Raw genomic sequence first — 16091 nt, 5'->3', positions numbered from 1 at the left:
TGACATGAGCAAAGACGGTCAGGGAAGAGGCCACTGGTTCGACGACGAGGCCGGGCCGGTCGTGCGGCCGTACGCGATGACGCGCGGCCGCACCACCAGTGCGGCCCAGCACCGCCTCGACCTGATCGCGGTGGTGATCGCGGAGGCGCGGACGGACGACTCGGAGGCGGACCAGACGCTGTCCCCGGAACACGTGGACATCGTCGGTCTCTGCCGGGACGCCCCGCAGTCGGTCGCCGAGCTCGCCGCCGAACTCGACCTGCCCATCGGCGTGATACGCGTCCTCATCGGGGACCTCGTCGACGAGGAACTCGTCCATGTCTCGCGGCCCGTACCCCCTGCCGAACTGGTGGACGAGAGTATTCTGCGCGACGTGATCACCGGCCTCCGGGCGCTGTAAGCGGCCCCCCGACCTCACCCCCATCAAGCAGGAGAACAGATCGATGATCTTCGGGCGTTCTGAGCGCGGCAAGCCTCCGGTCGAGCCCGTCACGCTCAAGATCCTGGTGGCCGGCGGCTTCGGCGTGGGCAAGACCACCCTCGTCGGCGCGGTCAGCGAGATCAGGCCGCTGCGCACGGAGGAACTACTCACCGAGGCAGGGCGTCCGGTCGACGACACCAGCGGTGTGGAGGGCAAGCACACCACCACCGTGGCCATGGACTTCGGCCGCATCACCCTGCGCGAGGACCTGGTGCTGTACCTGTTCGGCACGCCCGGGCAGGAGCGGTTCTGGTTCATGTGGGACGAGCTGTCCGAGGGCTCGCTGGGCGCCGTCGTCCTCGCCGACACCCGCCGCCTGGAGGACTGTTTCGCCGCCCTCGACTACTTCGAGCGGCGCTCCATCCCGTTCGTCGTCGGCGTCAACTGCTTCGAGGGCGCCGACCGTTACCCGGTGGACGCCGTACGCCAGGCCCTCGACCTCGACGAGGACGTACCCCTGATGCTGTGCGACGCACGCGACCGGGCGTCGGTCAAGGAGGTTCTCATCGAGGTCGTCCAACACGCGATGGCCTACGGCGCGAAGCGCCGCCAGAGCGTCACCAGTTGAGGCGCGGGCGCGGCCCGTACCCCCGCCGACAGGGGTACCGGCCGCGGCTCCTGGAACGAGGCACGCGCGTGTGCCTCGTCGACCACGCACGCGTGTGTGCCTAGTTGTCGCCCTCCTCCAGCCAGCCGAAGCTCTTCTCCACGGCCTTGCGCCAGTTGTGGTACTCGCGGTCCCGTACCGACGACTCCATGGACGGCGTCCACTCGACGTCCTTCTGCCAGTGCGACTTCAACTCGTCCAGGCCGCTCCACACACCGGTGGCGAGCCCGGCCGCGTAGGCGGCGCCCAGACAGGTCGTCTCGGAGACCCTGGGCCGGATCACCGGCACCCCGAGAACGTCCGCCTGGTGCTGCATCAGCAGGTTGTTCTTGGTCATGCCGCCGTCCACCTTCAGGGTGGTGATCTGTACCCCGGAGTCCTGGAACATGGCGTCCACGACCTCCCGCGTCTGCCAGCTCGTCGCCTCCAGGACCGCGCGAGCGAGGTGCCCCTTGGTGACGTACCGGGTCAGCCCGGTGACGACACCGCGCGCGTCCGAGCGCCAGTAGGGCGCGAACAGACCGGAGAACGCGGGCACGATGTACGCGCCGCCGTTGTCGTCCACGCTCGCGGCGAGGGACTCGATCTCGTCGGCGCTGCGGATGATGCCCAGTTGGTCGCGGAACCACTGAACGAGCGCGCCCGTGATGGCGATCGAGCCCTCCAGACAGTAGACCGGCGCCTCGTCGCCGATCTTGTAGCCCATCGTCGTGAGGAGCCCGTTCTTCGAAGGCACCGGCCGATTACCGGTGTTGAGCAGCAGGAAGCTGCCCGTGCCGTAGGTGTTCTTCGCGGTGCCCACGTCGTAGCAGGCCTGCCCGAACACGGCCGCCTGCTGGTCGCCCAGCGCCGACGCCACGGGCACGCCTGCGAGTTGGCCGACCGCGGTGCCGTAGACCTCGGCGGAGGACCTGATCTCGGGGAGGATCGCCTCGGGCACGTTCATCGCGGCGAGGATGGACGGGTCCCACTGGAGGGTCTCCAGGTTCATCAGCATGGTGCGTCCGGCGTTCGTCACGTCCGTGACGTGCCGGCCGCCGTCGGTGCCGCCGGTGAGGTTCCAGATCAACCAGGAGTCGATCGTGCCGAAGGCGATCTCGCCGCGCTCCGCGCGGTCCCTGAGGCCGGGCACGTTGTCGAGCAGCCAGGCCGCCTTCGGGCCGGAGAAGTAGCTGGCGAGCGGCAGTCCGGTCTGTTCGCGGAAACGGTCCTGCCCGTCCGAGCCGCCGAGTTGGTTGCACAGGGCCGCGGTACGGGTGTCCTGCCACACGATCGCGTTGTGCACGGGTTTGCCGGTGGCGCGGTCCCAGAGGACCGTCGTCTCCCGCTGGTTGGTGATGCCGAGCGCGCTGAGCTGGTCCGCGCGCAGTCCCGCCTTGGCGATCGCCCCGGCGACCACCGCCTGCACCTTGGACCAGATCTCGGTGGCGTCGTGCTCCACCCAGCCCGGCTTGGGGAAGATCTGGCGGTGCTCACGCTGGTCGACGGCGACGATCGCGCCGTCCTGGTTGAAGACGATGCAGCGGCTGGAGGTGGTGCCCTGGTCGATTGCGGCGACGAACCTGTCCGTCATGACGACCCCTTTGTCGTGTCCTTCAGAAGGCTGCGTTGAAGATGACTCCGGCGAGCGCCCCGCCGATGAGCGGCCCGATCACCGGGATCCACGCGTAACTCCATTCCGAGGTCCCCTTGTTGGGGATCGGGAGCAGCGAGTGGACGATGCGCGGGCCCAGGTCGCGGGCCGGGTTGATGGCGTATCCGGTGGGCCCGCCGAGCGACAGACCGATGCCGACCACGAGGAACGACACGACCAGCACCGCCGTGCCGGACTGGCCCAGTCCCTTGGTGAGCCCGAAGGCCAGGATCGGCAGGACCAGCGAGATGGTCGCGATGATCTCCGTCATCAGGTTCGCCACGACGTTGCGGATCGTGGGCGACGTGGAGAAGATCCCCAGCGTGGGCTGCGCCATCTCCTCCTCGGCGTTGGCCTGGAACTGCGCGTAGTAGACCAGCCAGCACAGCACCGCGCCGAGCATGGCGCCCACCATCTGCCCCGCGATGTAGATCGGGACCTTGTCCCACTTGCCGGTGTCGATGGCGATGCCGATCGTGACCGCCGGATTGAGCTGCCCGCCGGACAGCGGCGCGGCCGTGTAGGCCCCGGCCATCACACCGAAGCCCCAGCCGAAGGCGATGACGATCCAACCGGCGTTCTGTGCCTTGGAGTAGTTCAGGACGACGGCGGCGACCACTCCGGCGCCGAACAGGATCAGGATCGCGGTGCCGATGATCTCACCGACGAATATGTCTCCATTGCTCATGGCGGCTCCTAGGCCCTGGCCCGGGACGTCGGCCCCGGTCCTCCGTGCAGGGTGCGGTTCCCTTGGCGACTTCAGCCGAAGGCAGGGAGGGTCCCGCGCCCCGCCCGGCGTCCGTGACGAGCGTGCCGTCGCAGCCGAGACCGCCCGTGGGGAGTGGGCCTGAGCGCGGGGGAGCCCGCGCGGCACAGTGCCTGGTACGCCGAGAATGTACGGCGATGTCGACCGACACCGGGAAGTGTTCACCGGTGCCCAGGGAGCGTCAAGGTCGCGGACGGCATCGGTGACACCCGCCCTGACGGCCCCTGGAGCCCCCTGGGAAGCCGCCGGGCCGGCTCAGTGCCCGTGGGACTCCGCAGTGGTTCGGTCGGCCCGTAGAGGCGCCGCCGGCGATCCGCGCAGGATCTCGTACTCGCCCAGCCCGGCCTGGCTCAGCACCCAGCTCGTCCCGTCCAGCGCCTTCGCGGCCTTCTTCAGCGGCGCCAGGTACGCGGCGGCCTGCCGGTGGTCGGTCACACTGCCCGGTAGGCACAGGACGGTGGCCAGGGACAGCGTCACGGCCCTGCCGCCCGCCTCCCAGGGCACGTCCAGCACCGTGGTGCCCAGCGGCTCCAGTCCCTCCGGATCGGCGAGCACCAGGAAGTCGTCCCCGCCGATGTGCCCCACGCGCGCGTGCCCGGACGCCGCCCGCTGCAGCGCCCGCCCCAACGAGCGGATCAACTCGTCGCCCGCCGCGAACCCGGCTCCGTCGTTGACCTGTTTGAAGTCGTCGACATCCAGCCAGCTCAGCGCGAACGCCCGCCCCTCCGCGATCCACCGGTCCACCTCACCGGTGATCGCGTCCGAACCGGGCAGCCTGGTGAGCGGATTGAGACCCGCGGCCTCCTCCACCCGCGTCTCGGCCAACGCCCGCACCAGATCCGCCAGTCGTACGACGCCCACGCACCGCCCGTACCGGTCGACGACCGCCACATCGTCCGACGTACGGTCCCGGTCGCCGACCGCGACGACGTCGAGGACCTCCCAGACGCTCGCGTCGACGCCGACCGTCCGGGGCACGTCACCGAGCTTGGCCGCGGGCCGGTCGGCGTACAGGGCGTGGCCGTAGCGCCCCGACATCGACAGCAGGAAGCGGGAGCGGTGCACCGACCGGACCGGCACCCCTTCCCGGTCCACGAGCAGCACTCCGGACACGTCCGGCGAGCCGGTCAGCAGCGCCCGCACCTGACCGGCCGACGCGGTGTCGGGCAGCAGCGCGGCGGGCCGCACGAACTCCCGCACCCACGGCCCCGACAACGGTGTCGCGGCGAGCCCGGGCGGGCGCGGCGGAACGTATACGTCCGCCGCCGGAACCCGCGTCGGCGGCGCGAACAACTCCCCCTGCGCCAACTGGGCCCCGGCCGCCCGCGCGGCCGCGCACTGCGCCTCGGTCTCCACCCCCTCCACGGACAACAGGGCGCCCAGTTCGTCGCAGAGGGTCCGCATGGCCCGCACCGCGGCCGGCCGCTCCAGCAGCGAAGCGTCGAGCTTCACCAGGTCGGGCGCGAGATCCGTGAGCAGCCGCAGGGGTACGTCACCGTCGCCGATGCCGTCCGCGCAGACCCGGAACCCCTGGGCCCGCAGCTCGGAAACCGCCTCCAGGAGCGCCCGTTGCGGCACGTGCGTGTACGGCGGGACGATGTCGACCGTCACCTCCCACGGCAGCCGTCCCGCCTCGCGCACCGCGCGGTGCAGCGGGGTGAGCCCGCCGAGGTCGGCGAGCGTGCCGGCGAACACATTGATGTGCAGCGGCAGCAGCGTCTCCTTGCGCGCGGCGGCGCGGACCGCCAACACGGCCAGCCTGCCGTCGAGTTCGGGATCGCGGCGGGCCTCGGCCAGGATGTCGCCGGTCTCCGGGCGGACGAGTATCTCCAGCCCGGCGATCCCTCCGGTGGTCAGATTGACCACCGGTTGGAAGGCGAAGCGGAGAGTGTCCGTCAAGGAGCGCACGGCAGCATGATGACGCCACCGGCGTACGCCCAGGCCCAGTTCATAAGACGTTCACGCAGCCCCTTCGGTCGATCACACGGTGTGAACGGCACTCCACCGCTCACCGCACCGCGATCACCGCCGACCCGTGCCCGAACAGCCCCTGGTTCGCGGTGATCCCCACCCGCGCCCCCGCGACCTGCCGGTCACCCGCGGCGCCCCTCAACTGCCAGGTCAGTTCGCAGACCTGGGCGATCGCCTGCGCCGGAACCGCTTCCCCGAAGGAGGCCAGCCCCCCGCTCGCGTTCACGGGTATACGACCGCCCGGGGCCGTCGCGCCCTCCCGGAGCAGCTTGGCGCCCTCGCCCTCGCCGCACAGCCCCAGGTCCTCGTACCACTGCAACTCCAGGGCGGTGGACAGGTCGTACACCTCGGCCAGGGAGAGGTCCTCGGGGCCGATGCCCGCCTCCTCGTAGGCCGCGCGCGCGATCGACGCCCTGAAGGTCTCGTCCGGCGGCGCGACGGCCGCCGCGGAGTCCGTGGCGATGTCCGGGAGGTCCAGCACCGTGTTGGGATAGCGCGGCGTCACCGTGGACACCGCCCGGATCCGGACCGGGTCCGCCGCTCCGTGCCGGCGCGCGAACTCCATGCTCGACAGCACCAGAGCGGCCCCGCCGTCCGAGGTGGCGCAGATGTCCAGCAGCCGCAGCGGATCGGCGACCACCGCCGACGCGGCGACCTCCTCGGCGGAGACCCGCTTGCGGTAGCGCGCGTACGGATTCAGCGCCCCCAGGGCCGCGTTCTTCACTTTCACCTGGGCGAAGTCCTCAGGCGTGTCCCCGTAGAGGGCCATCCGCCGGCGCGCGTACAGCCCGAAGTACGTCGGATTCGTCGCCCCCAGTACCCGGAAGCGCAGCCAGTCCGGATCGTCGTGCCGCTCCCCGCCGGCCGGTCGGAAGAACCCCTTGGGCGCGGCATCGGCGCCCACGACCAGCACCACGTCCGCGAGCCCCGAAAGGAGCTGTGCGCGGGCCGCGTTGACGGCCTGGGCCCCGGACGCGCAGGCCGCGTACACGCTCGCCACGCGGGCGCCCTGCCAGCCCAGCGCCTTCGCGAACGTCGCGCCCGCCACATACCCCGGATATCCGCCACGCACCGTGTCCGCGCCGACGATCGAGCCGACTTCCCGCCACTCCAGGCCGGCGTCGGCGAGCGCCGCGCGGGCCGCCGCCGTCCCGTACTCGACGAAGCCGCGCCCCCACTTGCCCCAGGGGTGCATGCCCGCGCCGAGCACCGCCACGTCCTCCGTCATTCCGCCACCCCCGCAGGCCGCCAGTGCCAGGTCGTCCAGGTCGTCTCCGCGTCCTCACTGAGCACACCGGGGACGACCTCCACCTCCATGCCCACCGTCAGATCGACGACGGTGATCCCGGGAACCGCCTGTCCCAGCACCACGATCCGCTCGGACTCCAGCTCCACAGCGATCAACGCGTACGGTTCCCACGGAAGTTCCGGGTCGCTCACATACGGTGACGGTGGCCGGTAACGGCTGTCCGTGTACGACCAGACGCGGCCGCGCCGCGACAGCGGGACCTCCTCCAACTCGCCGCCCCGACAGGCCGGATTGCGGCAGTGGCCGTCCTCACGGGGGAAGAAGACCGAGGCGCACGCCGAGCAGCGCGTGCCGAGGAGCCGGAATTCGTCCCCGTCCCCGGTGAACCAATCGGTGACCACAGGTGTGCGTGTCCGCGACAACGTCCCTCCACAGCACTGGATCTGACGGAACGTCAGAAGTGTGCCACGGGCAACGGAAAATGAGCAGGGCGTTTCGGTGAACCATGGAGCCGCCTACGGCGTCGTGATAGCGGGAGGGACGGCCGGGGCCCACGGGGGTGGCTCCGGCCGTCTCCCGTTCACTCGCGCGGCCCCCGGAAAGAGTCCCTCCGCTTGATCGGATACAGTCCGCCGGGTGTCCGAAACTCAAGCCTCCGTCCCCAACTCCGCGCCGGATTCCCACTGTTCGAGCTGCGGATCGCCCTACGGAGAGGGCGTCACCGGCTGGCCCCGCACCTGCCCGGTCTGCGGCACCGTCGCCTACCGCAACCCGCTGCCCGTGGCCGTCGCACTCCAGCCCGTGTACGACACGAAGGGCACCGCCCTGGTGGTCATCACCCGAACCATCGCCCCCGCGCGCGGGGGCATCGCCCTGCCGGGCGGCTACGTCGACCACCGCGAGGACTGGCGGCAGGCCCTCGTCCGCGAACTCCGGGAGGAGACGGGCATCGACGCCGCGAGCCGCGACGTCCGGCTCGTCGACGCCATCAGCTCGCCCGACGGCCACCTCCTGCTCTTCGGCGTCCTGCCCGAGCGCCCCGTCGAAGGCCTGCCCCAGTCCGTCGCCACCGACGAGACAGAAGGCTGGCACCTCCTGCGCAGGCCCGAGGAACTCGCGTTCCCGCTGCACACGGTGGCCGTCAGGGCCTGGTTCGAGGGCCGGTACATCTGAGGTCAGCCCGCACCGAGCCCTCGTACCCGCACCGGGTAGGACGGCGTGCTCACGCCGTTCTCCCCCTCCCGCTGCACGACCAGACGCCGGCCCGCCCAGCGGGCGACGTACCGCTCGATCTCCGGCTCGTCCCAGCCGTCGCCCGCATCCGGCACCACCAGCCCGTCCCCGGTCCGTCCGCGGGCGGGCGCCCACACCTCCAGCTCCAGCCCGCCGTCCGCGCCCCGCACCGGCAGAACGGCACCCGCGCGCGCGAGCACCGGAATCCGCGACAACGGGGCGTCGACCAGAATCTGGGCCGGCCCCTCGTACGCCCGCTCCGTCTCCGTGTCGTACCAGCGCCCCCGCGGCAACTGCACAGCACGCCGGTCCGACCCCGGATCCAGCACCGGCGCCACCAGAAGACAGTCGCCCAGCAGGAACGCGTCCTCGCACTCCCGTAGCGCCCGATCCTCCGGAGCGCCCCACCACAGGGGCCGCACATAGGGCGCCCCGGTCCGCCGCGCCAGATGCGCCAGCGTCATGAAGTACGGCAGCAGCCGGCGTCGTTCGACGAGCGCCACGCGCGCGTGCTCCAGCACCTCGGCACCGAACTCCCAGGGCTCCCGCCGCCCCGCCCGCAGGCTCGCGTGGGTGCGGAACAGCGGCAGATACGCGCCCAGTTGGAACCAGCGCAGATAGAGCTCGGGCGAGGGACTCCCGTCGAAGCCGCCCACATCAGGACCCGAGTACGGCACCCCGCACAACCCGAGCCCCATGACCAGCGACAGCGAGGCCCGCAGCCCCGGCCAGCCGGTGGCCACATCGCCGGACCAGGTGCCCCCGTAGGACTGCATTCCGGCCCACCCGGAGCGCGAGAAGAGGAACGGCCGCTCCTGGGGGACCAGTTCACGCAGCGCGTCATGGGCGGCTCTGGCCATGCACAGCGCGTACACGTTGTGCGCCTCACGATGGTCACCACCCCGTCCCTCCAGGTCGTGCCGTGCCGAACGCGGCAGCGTCGACTCCCCGAAGGCGGCGAACGACGTGGGCTCGTTCATGTCGTGCCAGAAACCAGCGAACCCCTGCGCCAGCCGCTCCTCGTAGAGCCCACCCCACCACTCCCGCACACGCGCGTGCGTGAAGTCCGGGAAAACAGCCTCCCCGGGCCATACGACACCCCGCACCAGTCGCCCCGAGGCGTCCCGTACGAAGGCGTCCTCGGCCCTACCGCTGTCGTAGACGGCGTTCCCCGGATCGGCCTTCACCGCGGGGTCGACGATCGACACCAGCCGGATGCCGTCCCGCCGCAACTCCTCGGCGAGCACCGGCAGTTTCGGGAAGCGCTCCTGGTCGGCGGTGAACACCTGGTGCTCGTCGTAGTGATCGATGTCCAGATGGACGGCGTCCAGCGGCAGACCACGCTCCTGGTAGCCGGCGACGATCCGCCGCACCTCCTGCTCACTGCCGAAACCCCACCGCGCGTGATGGTGCCCCAGCGCCCACGCCGGCGGCAGCGCGGGGGCACCGGTGAGCGAGGCCCAGGCGTGCAGCACGCGCGCGGGGGTGCCCACCATCACCCAGCACCGCAGCGGACCGCCGTCCATCCGCAGCTCGGACGCCCCCGCCCGGTCGTGCCCGGAACCAGCACCCTCCTCGCCCTCCCGCAGCGTCACCGAGCCGTCCCAGGAGGTGTCGTGGAACACCAGATGTGTGGCGGCATCGGCCACCACCAATTGCACCGGCATGGTGATGTACAGCGGATCGTCACCCGGCCCGAAGGCCCGCCCGGGGTCGGTGTTCCACAGCCGGTACGTGCCGTCGCGCAAGCGCGGGCCCGACGCGCGCCCGCCGAGACCGAAGAACCTGGCGTCCGCCGCCACCTCCGACCGCTGCATCCAGCGTGCCGTGCCCCCGCCCACCGGCTCCCACCAGCGCGGCGGCAGATCCCGGCGCAGCGTCACACCTCCGGGCGTACACACCTCGACCGCGCCGTGCCGCGACACGGTGACCGTCACCCGCTCCGCCACGACCCGCCAGCCGCCGTCCTTGTCCGGCTCCAGGACGGCCCGGGGATCCGGCTCGGGACACCGCCCGCCGAGCGCGTACGAGGGCTCGGGAGCGGAGCCGTCCCAGCCCCAGAAGACGGCCCCGTTCACGGCGACGGTGATCCGCAGCTCGGAACGGCTGAACCGGACAACCCCGCCACCAGGCCCGGGCTCCGCACCCTGAACCTGCCCGGGCACCCTGGCGCGCTCCGCCCCACGCGACGGCAACCCGGTGGCGTCGGCGCGCCTCGTGCGCCACGCCGCCCGTACGGTACGCAAACCCTGCGCCGCCCCCGCCGCCGAACCGACCACCCTCACCGAACGCACCAGGTCACGACCGTCCATGCTGCTCACCCTGCCATTACACGCCCCGGATAACCGCTTCGTTCAACTGCCGTTCACCCGTGGTGGGGCCACATCTTCACGGCGCGGACTATGTGGAGCGTGCCCTGGTGCAGAAGTCGATCACATGGCATCGTCCGTGTCAGCCGCGTCACGCGCACACCCCCGCCCGTGCGCGACCGACGCACACGAAGCGCACAGTCCGGGAGCCGCCCCATGTCGACCGCGAACCCCCTGCCGCTCTGGCAGCCAGATCCGGAACACATCGCCCAGGCACAGGTCACGAAATTCCAGTCTTGGGCGGCCGAACACCACGGAGCCCCCGCCGACGGCGGCTACGAGGCCCTGCACCGCTGGTCCGTCGACGAACTCGACACGTTCTGGCGGGCCGTCACCGAATGGTTCGACGTCCGCTTCTCGACCCCCTACGCGCGCGTGCTCGGCGACCGCGCGATGCCCGGCGCGCACTGGTTCCCCGGGGCGACCCTCAACTACGCCGAGCACGCCCTGCGCGCGACGGCGACCCGCGCGCACGAACCGGCCCTCCTGTACGTCGACGAGACCCACGAACCGCGCCCGGTCACCTGGTCGGAGCTGCGCGGCCAGGTCGGCTCCCTCGCCGCCGAACTGCGCACCCTCGGCGTACGCCCCGGAGACCGCGTCAGCGGCTACCTCCCGAACATCCCGCAGGCCGTCGTCGCCCTGCTCGCCACGGCCGCCGTGGGCGGCGTCTGGACGTCCTGCGCACCGGACTTCGGCGCCCGCAGCGTCCTCGACCGCTTCCAACAGGTCGAGCCCGTCGTCCTGTTCACCGTCGACGGCTACCGCTACGGCGGCAAGGAGCACGACCGCCGGGACACGGTCGCCGAACTGCGCCGCGAACTGCCGACCCTGCGCGCCGTGGTCCACATCCCCCTCCTGGGAACCGACGCCCCCGAAGGCGCCCTGGAATGGTCGACCCTGACCTCGGCGGACGTGGAACCCGTCTTCGAAGAGGTCCCCTTCGAACACCCTCTGTGGGTGCTCTACTCCTCGGGCACGACCGGCCTCCCCAAGGCCATCGTCCAGTCCCAGGGCGGCATCCTCGTGGAACACCTCAAACAACTCGGCCTGCACTGCGACCTGGGCCCCGAGGACCGCTTCTTCTGGTACACGTCCACCGGCTGGATGATGTGGAACTTCCTCGTCTCCGGCCTCCTCACGGGCACGACGATCGTCCTCTACGACGGCAGCCCGGGGTACCCCGACACAGCCGCCCAGTGGCGCGTGGCCGAACGCACCGGAGCCACCCTCTACGGCACCTCGGCCGCCTACGTCATGGCCTGCCGCAAGGCCGGCGTGCACCCGTCCCGCGACTTCGACCTCTCCACGGTGCGCTGCGTCGCCACCACCGGATCACCCCTGCCGCCCGACGGGTTCCGCTGGCTGCACGACGAGGTCCGCGACGACCTGTGGATCGCCTCGGTCAGCGGCGGCACCGACGTCTGCTCCTGCTTCGCGGGAGCCGTACCGACCCTCCCCGTGTACATCGGCGAACTCCAGGCACCCGGCCTGGGCACCGACCTCCAGTCCTGGGACCCGAACGGCGAACCCCTGGTCGACGAGGTCGGCGAACTGGTGGTCACCAACCCCATGCCGTCGATGCCGATCTACTTCTGGAACGACCCCGACGGCACGCGCTACCACGACAGTTACTTCGACACCTACCCCGGAGTGTGGCGCCACGGCGACTGGATCACCGTCACCTCCCGAGGCTCCGTCGTCATCCACGGCCGCTCCGACTCCACGCTCAACCGCCAGGGCGTCCGCATGGGCTCGGCCGACATCTACGAAGCGGTGGAACGGCTCCCGGAGATCAAGGAATCCCTCGTCATCGGCATCGAACAGCCCGACGGCGGGTACTGGATGCCCCTCTTCGTACACCTTGCCTCCGGAGCAGTCCTCGACGACACCCTCCTGGGCCGCATCAAGCAGACCATCCGCGAACAGCTCTCCCCACGCCACGTCCCCGACGAGGTCATCGAGGTGCCCGGTGTCCCGCACACCCTCACCGGCAAACGCATCGAGGTACCCGTCAAACGCCTCCTCCAGGGCACCCCACTGGAGAAGGCCGTGAACCCGGGCTCCATCGACAACCTGAACCTCCTGAGCTTCTACGAGGACCTGGCCCGCAAACGCGCCTGACCACGCTGTCAGTGCGGCCGGTTACTGTGAGTGAGCATTGATCGACCGCGCAACAGGGGGAAACATGGCGCACACCGACCACCAGACCATGCGACGCGTTCTGCGCCGCGAAATCGCCGGCACCATCGGCCTGTTGACCGACGAGCAGGACTTCCGCGCCATGCGGCGCTACCGCAGCTTCACCTTCGACGACCACACCGCCTACCTCGAACAGGTGGAGGCCCTCCTCAGGAGCCGCGCCTCGCAGGGCAACCACACCAGCGTGGCCCTGTTCGACCCCGACGAATACGCCGAGTTCTGCGCCGCCGGCGGCCTCGACCCCGACATCCCGTCGAGCCGCACCCGCTTCACGGCCGAACTCGCCTCCACCGGCCCCACCCTGCTCTACGAGGGCCAGCCACTGGCCGACCTTCTCCCGGCCCTCGTCGACGAGGCCGTCCGCCAGGCGACCTGGGAGTACGCGACCACCCTCCTGGCCCGCCTCGGCGCCTGCGCCTCCTGCGGAGAGGACATCGGCCGAGCGGCCTTCACCCGGGCCTCCGACCTCCTCACCCGCATCCTCGACACCGCCGGTCCCGGCAACCGACACCTCGTCTGCAGCGTCTCGGGAACACCGGAAACCCTCGTCGCCGTCCTCCATGCCGACGAGGACGAGGACGGATCAACCCACCTCGACGAGGCTGAGGCCCTCGAATTCACCACGGTCCTCGCCCTCGGCATCGCCACCCGAAACCCCGGCGGACTCGTCATGCGCACCACCAACCCCGACACCGCCGACCGCATCTACGGCTGGCGCCTGCGCGGCGAGGGCCTGGAACCGCTCACCGCCGGCGAGGTCTTCGACGCCTACTGCACCGACGTCGAATCGGGAGATCTCATCCCACCGGAGTCGGGCGTCGACTACTGCGTACCGCCCGACCTCGGAGACGAAGGACCGACCACAGGAGGGCACCACCACTGAACACGCCAGGGGCGCCCCACCCACTGGTGAGGCGCCCCTGAAGCGCGATCGGCAGAGCGCGACGGCAGCGGCTCCAGCCCGACTACTCGCCGGACAGCACCGCCTGAGCCGCCTTGCGTGCCTCCTCGGCACTGTCCGCGGCCCGGGCAGCCAGCGCGGCCCGCTCGCACTGCGCCAGCGTGTACTTCGCCAGAGCCGTCCGCACATAGGGAATCGAAGCCGCACCCATGGAAAGCGAGGTGACCCCGAGACCGGTCAGCACACAGGCCAGCAGCGGGTCGGACGCGGCCTCACCGCAGACACCACAGCTCTTGCCCTCGGCCTTCGCTCCCTCGGCGGACATCGCGACCAGGTCGAGCAGCGCGGGCTGCCACGGATCCTGCAGCCGCGACACCGCACCCACCTGACGGTCGGCGGCGAAGGTGTACTGCGCGAGGTCGTTGGTCCCCAGCGACAGGAACTCGACCTCCTGCAGAATCGAGCGCGCCCGCAGCGCGGCCGACGGAATCTCCACCATCGCACCGAACTTCGCCCGCAGCCCCGCCTCCCGGCACGCGTCCGCGAACGCCTTCGCGTCCGCACGATCGGCGACCATCGGAGCCATGACCTCAAGGTAGACAGGCAGCCCCTCGGCGGCCTTCGCGAGCGCGGTCAGTTGGGTCCGCAGCACGTCGGGGTGGTCGAGCAGCGAGCGCAGCCCGCGCACACCCAGAGCCGGGTTCGGCTCGTCGGCGGGCGTCAGGAAGTCCAGCGGCTTGTCCGCGCCCGCGTCCAGCACCCGTACGACGACACGCCCCTCCGGGAACGCTTCGAGCACCTGCCGGTAGGCCTCGACCTGCTTCTCCTCGGACGGCGCGTTCTTGCTGTCGTCCAGGAAAAGGAACTCGGTACGGAAGAGCCCCACACCCTCGGCCCCCGCCTCCAACGCGGCCGGCACATCGGCGGGACCGCCGACATTGGCCAGCAACGGCACCTTGTGCCCGTCGGAGGTGGCACCCGGACCGGTGGAAGCGGAGAGCGCGGCCCGGCGCGCGGCAGCCGCGGCTTCCAGCTCGGCCTTCTTCTCATCACTCGGGTTCACGAAGATCTCACCGGTACTGCCGTCCACGGCAACCACAGTGCCCTCGGCCAGCTCCCCGGCCCCGGGCAGCGCCACCACGGCCGGCACACCGAGCGCCCGCGCCAGGATCGCGCTGTGACTCGTCGGCCCACCCTCCTCGGTGACGAAACCGAGCACCAGCGTCGGGTCCAACAGAGCCGTATCGGCAGGCGCGAGGTCACGAGCGATAAGCACGTACGGCTCGTCGCTGTCCGGAACACCCGGCATCGGCACGCCCAGCAACCGGGCGACGATACGGTTCCGCACGTCATCCAGGTCAGCCACCCGACCGGCCAGATAGTCACCGGCACTCGCCAGCAGAGCACGGTAGGCGGCGAAGGCGTCGTACACGGCCCGCTCGGCCGTGCTGCCAACCGCGATACGGCGTTCCACGTCCGCCATCAGCTCCGGATCCTGGGCCATCATGGCCTGGGCCTCGAGCACCGCCTGGGCTTCGCCTCCCGCCAGATTGCCGCGCGCCATCAGATCGGCGGCCACAGCGTCCACGGCCTGGCGGGCGCGCCCCTGTTCGCGCTCCGCGTCCTCCACCGGGATCTGCTTGGCAGGCGGTTCCAGAACCGCCGTTCCCATGTGCCGAACCTCGCCGATCGCCACACCGTGGCTCACGCCGACGCCTCGCAGCGTTGTCTCCATCTCACCCGTCTCCGATAGTGCGGCGGGTCCCGCCGCCGCGGTCGTTGTCCTGCTCACCGTCATAGGACGGCACTGACGTCACTCCCAGGAGAAGAGACTGTCACCGGCTTTCACATCGCCGTCCTCGCGGAGACCGGAGAGGGAGTCGGCCGTGGCCTCGAGTGCCACGATCGGGCACACCGGAGACTTGCCGGCTGCCTCGACGGCTGCCGGGTTCCAGCGCACGACACTCTGGCCCCGGGTCACGGTGTCGCCCTTGTTGACGAGAAGTTCGAAACCCTCGCCGTTGAGCTGCACGGTGTCGATACCGAGGTGAGTGAGCACACCGTGCCCCTCGCCGTCCACGACGACGAAGGCGTGCGGGTGGAGGGAGACGATGACTCCGTCCACGGGAGAGACAGCCTCGGAAGGCTCACGTACGGGGTCGATGGCCGTACCGGGGCCGACCATGGCCCCGGAGAAGACCGGATCCGGCACCTCGGCCAGTCCGATGGCACGTCCTGCAAGAGGGGACGTCACGCTGGTCATGGAGCCTCCCAGAGGTGGATATGTGATTGAGCCGTCACTGCTTGTTGCGGACGGCACACTGTCCAGCAGGGTATGTCATATGTAGTACTGGTTCCGCCCGAGAGGTCCGGATTAGTGGTCTAGACCACACCTCTAATCGATTTGCACCTGCTCTGCGGCCGCATGTACAGTCGTACTCCTGCTTGAGGCCGAGCGACGCGACCAAGCGTCTTTGCTTGGCCTGGCAGCACCCAACTTGTCAGATCCTATCTCGGGGTCACCTTCTGCATGCCTGCAGGACGGTGGTCAGGGGGCCGGAAAAACACTGATAGAGTTTGGAACACCGAAGGGAAGCCCGGAGGAAAGCCCGAGAGGGTGAGTACAAAGGAAGCGTCCGTTCCTTGAGAACTCAACAGCGTGCCAAAAATCAACGCCAG

Annotated in this window: 13 protein-coding genes; 5 read left to right on the top strand and 8 right to left on the bottom strand. The window is 70.4% G+C overall.

Annotation, left to right across the window (positions count from 1 at the left end):
• Positions 1-4: 4 nt before the first annotated feature.
• Together ABZT04_RS42595 and ABZT04_RS42590 are read left to right on the top strand one after the other, a co-directional pair.
• A complete protein-coding gene (locus ABZT04_RS42595) occupies positions 5-400 on the top strand; it encodes a DUF742 domain-containing protein (protein ID WP_355918443.1) in 396 nt (131 codons plus the stop codon).
• Between the two features lie 43 nt (positions 401-443).
• A complete protein-coding gene (locus ABZT04_RS42590; RefSeq protein WP_327405523.1) occupies positions 444-1049 on the top strand; it encodes an ATP/GTP-binding protein in 606 nt (201 codons plus the stop codon).
• A gap of 100 nt (positions 1050-1149) precedes the next feature.
• On the opposite strand, the gene glpK is transcribed toward ABZT04_RS42590, so the two are convergent.
• The 5 genes from glpK to ABZT04_RS42565 form a co-directional block, all read right to left on the bottom strand.
• Positions 1150-2661: a glycerol kinase GlpK gene (gene glpK, locus ABZT04_RS42585; protein ID WP_356065103.1), complete on the bottom strand. Its 1512-nt coding sequence runs from the start codon at positions 2659-2661 to the stop codon at positions 1150-1152.
• A 22-nt stretch (positions 2662-2683) separates the two neighbouring features.
• The gene (locus tag ABZT04_RS42580; RefSeq protein WP_356065101.1) at positions 2684-3409 is read right to left on the bottom strand and encodes an MIP/aquaporin family protein; all 726 of its coding nucleotides are present in this window, start codon (positions 3407-3409) and stop codon (positions 2684-2686) included.
• Between the two features lie 333 nt (positions 3410-3742).
• The gene (locus ABZT04_RS42575; protein WP_356065098.1) at positions 3743-5395 is read right to left on the bottom strand and encodes a GGDEF domain-containing protein; all 1653 of its coding nucleotides are present in this window, start codon (positions 5393-5395) and stop codon (positions 3743-3745) included.
• 100 nt (positions 5396-5495) lie between these two features.
• Positions 5496-6686, bottom strand: coding sequence for a lipid-transfer protein (locus ABZT04_RS42570; protein WP_356065095.1), 1191 nt, complete (start codon positions 6684-6686; stop codon positions 5496-5498).
• Positions 6683-7108 carry a zinc ribbon domain-containing protein gene (locus tag ABZT04_RS42565; protein WP_356065093.1) on the bottom strand — a complete coding sequence of 142 codons (426 nt, stop codon included), beginning with the start codon at positions 7106-7108 and terminating at the stop codon, positions 6683-6685. The genes ABZT04_RS42570 and ABZT04_RS42565 overlap by 4 nt, the downstream gene beginning before the upstream one ends.
• Positions 7109-7343: 235 nt before the next feature.
• On the opposite strand from ABZT04_RS42565, the gene ABZT04_RS42560 reads away from it, so the two are divergent.
• On the top strand, positions 7344-7880 hold the full coding sequence (locus ABZT04_RS42560; RefSeq protein ID WP_356065091.1) for an NUDIX domain-containing protein: 537 nt from the start codon (positions 7344-7346) through the stop codon (positions 7878-7880).
• A gap of 2 nt (positions 7881-7882) precedes the next feature.
• On the opposite strand, the gene ABZT04_RS42555 is transcribed toward ABZT04_RS42560, so the two are convergent.
• Entirely contained in the window at positions 7883-10252 is a 2370-nt protein-coding gene (locus ABZT04_RS42555; RefSeq protein ID WP_356065089.1) for a TIM-barrel domain-containing protein, read from the bottom strand.
• Positions 10253-10465: 213 nt separating this feature from the next.
• Here ABZT04_RS42555 and ABZT04_RS42550 point away from each other — a divergent pair, with 213 nt between their 5' ends.
• Together ABZT04_RS42550 and ABZT04_RS42545 are read left to right on the top strand one after the other, a co-directional pair.
• The gene (locus ABZT04_RS42550) at positions 10466-12433 is read left to right on the top strand and encodes an acetoacetate--CoA ligase (RefSeq protein WP_356065086.1); all 1968 of its coding nucleotides are present in this window, start codon (positions 10466-10468) and stop codon (positions 12431-12433) included.
• A 64-nt stretch (positions 12434-12497) separates the two neighbouring features.
• The gene (locus ABZT04_RS42545; RefSeq protein WP_356065084.1) at positions 12498-13394 is read left to right on the top strand and encodes a hypothetical protein; all 897 of its coding nucleotides are present in this window, start codon (positions 12498-12500) and stop codon (positions 13392-13394) included.
• Between the two features lie 82 nt (positions 13395-13476).
• Here the strand turns inward: ABZT04_RS42545 and ptsP are convergent, their stop codons facing one another.
• Together ptsP and ABZT04_RS42535 are read right to left on the bottom strand one after the other, a co-directional pair.
• Positions 13477-15147, bottom strand: coding sequence for a phosphoenolpyruvate--protein phosphotransferase (ptsP, locus tag ABZT04_RS42540; protein ID WP_356065082.1), 1671 nt, complete (start codon positions 15145-15147; stop codon positions 13477-13479).
• A gap of 78 nt (positions 15148-15225) precedes the next feature.
• Complete coding sequence (locus tag ABZT04_RS42535; protein WP_356065080.1) at positions 15226-15675, bottom strand: PTS glucose transporter subunit IIA; 450 nt, start codon at positions 15673-15675, stop codon at positions 15226-15228.
• Between the last annotated feature and the right edge of the window lie 416 nt (positions 15676-16091).

Source organism: Streptomyces sp. NPDC005492, from assembly GCF_040605995.1.
Taxonomy (GTDB): domain Bacteria; phylum Actinomycetota; class Actinomycetes; order Streptomycetales; family Streptomycetaceae; genus Streptomyces.
The sequence above is the reverse complement of the archived record's forward strand: the minus strand, read 5'-3'. Positions and strand labels throughout refer to the sequence as shown.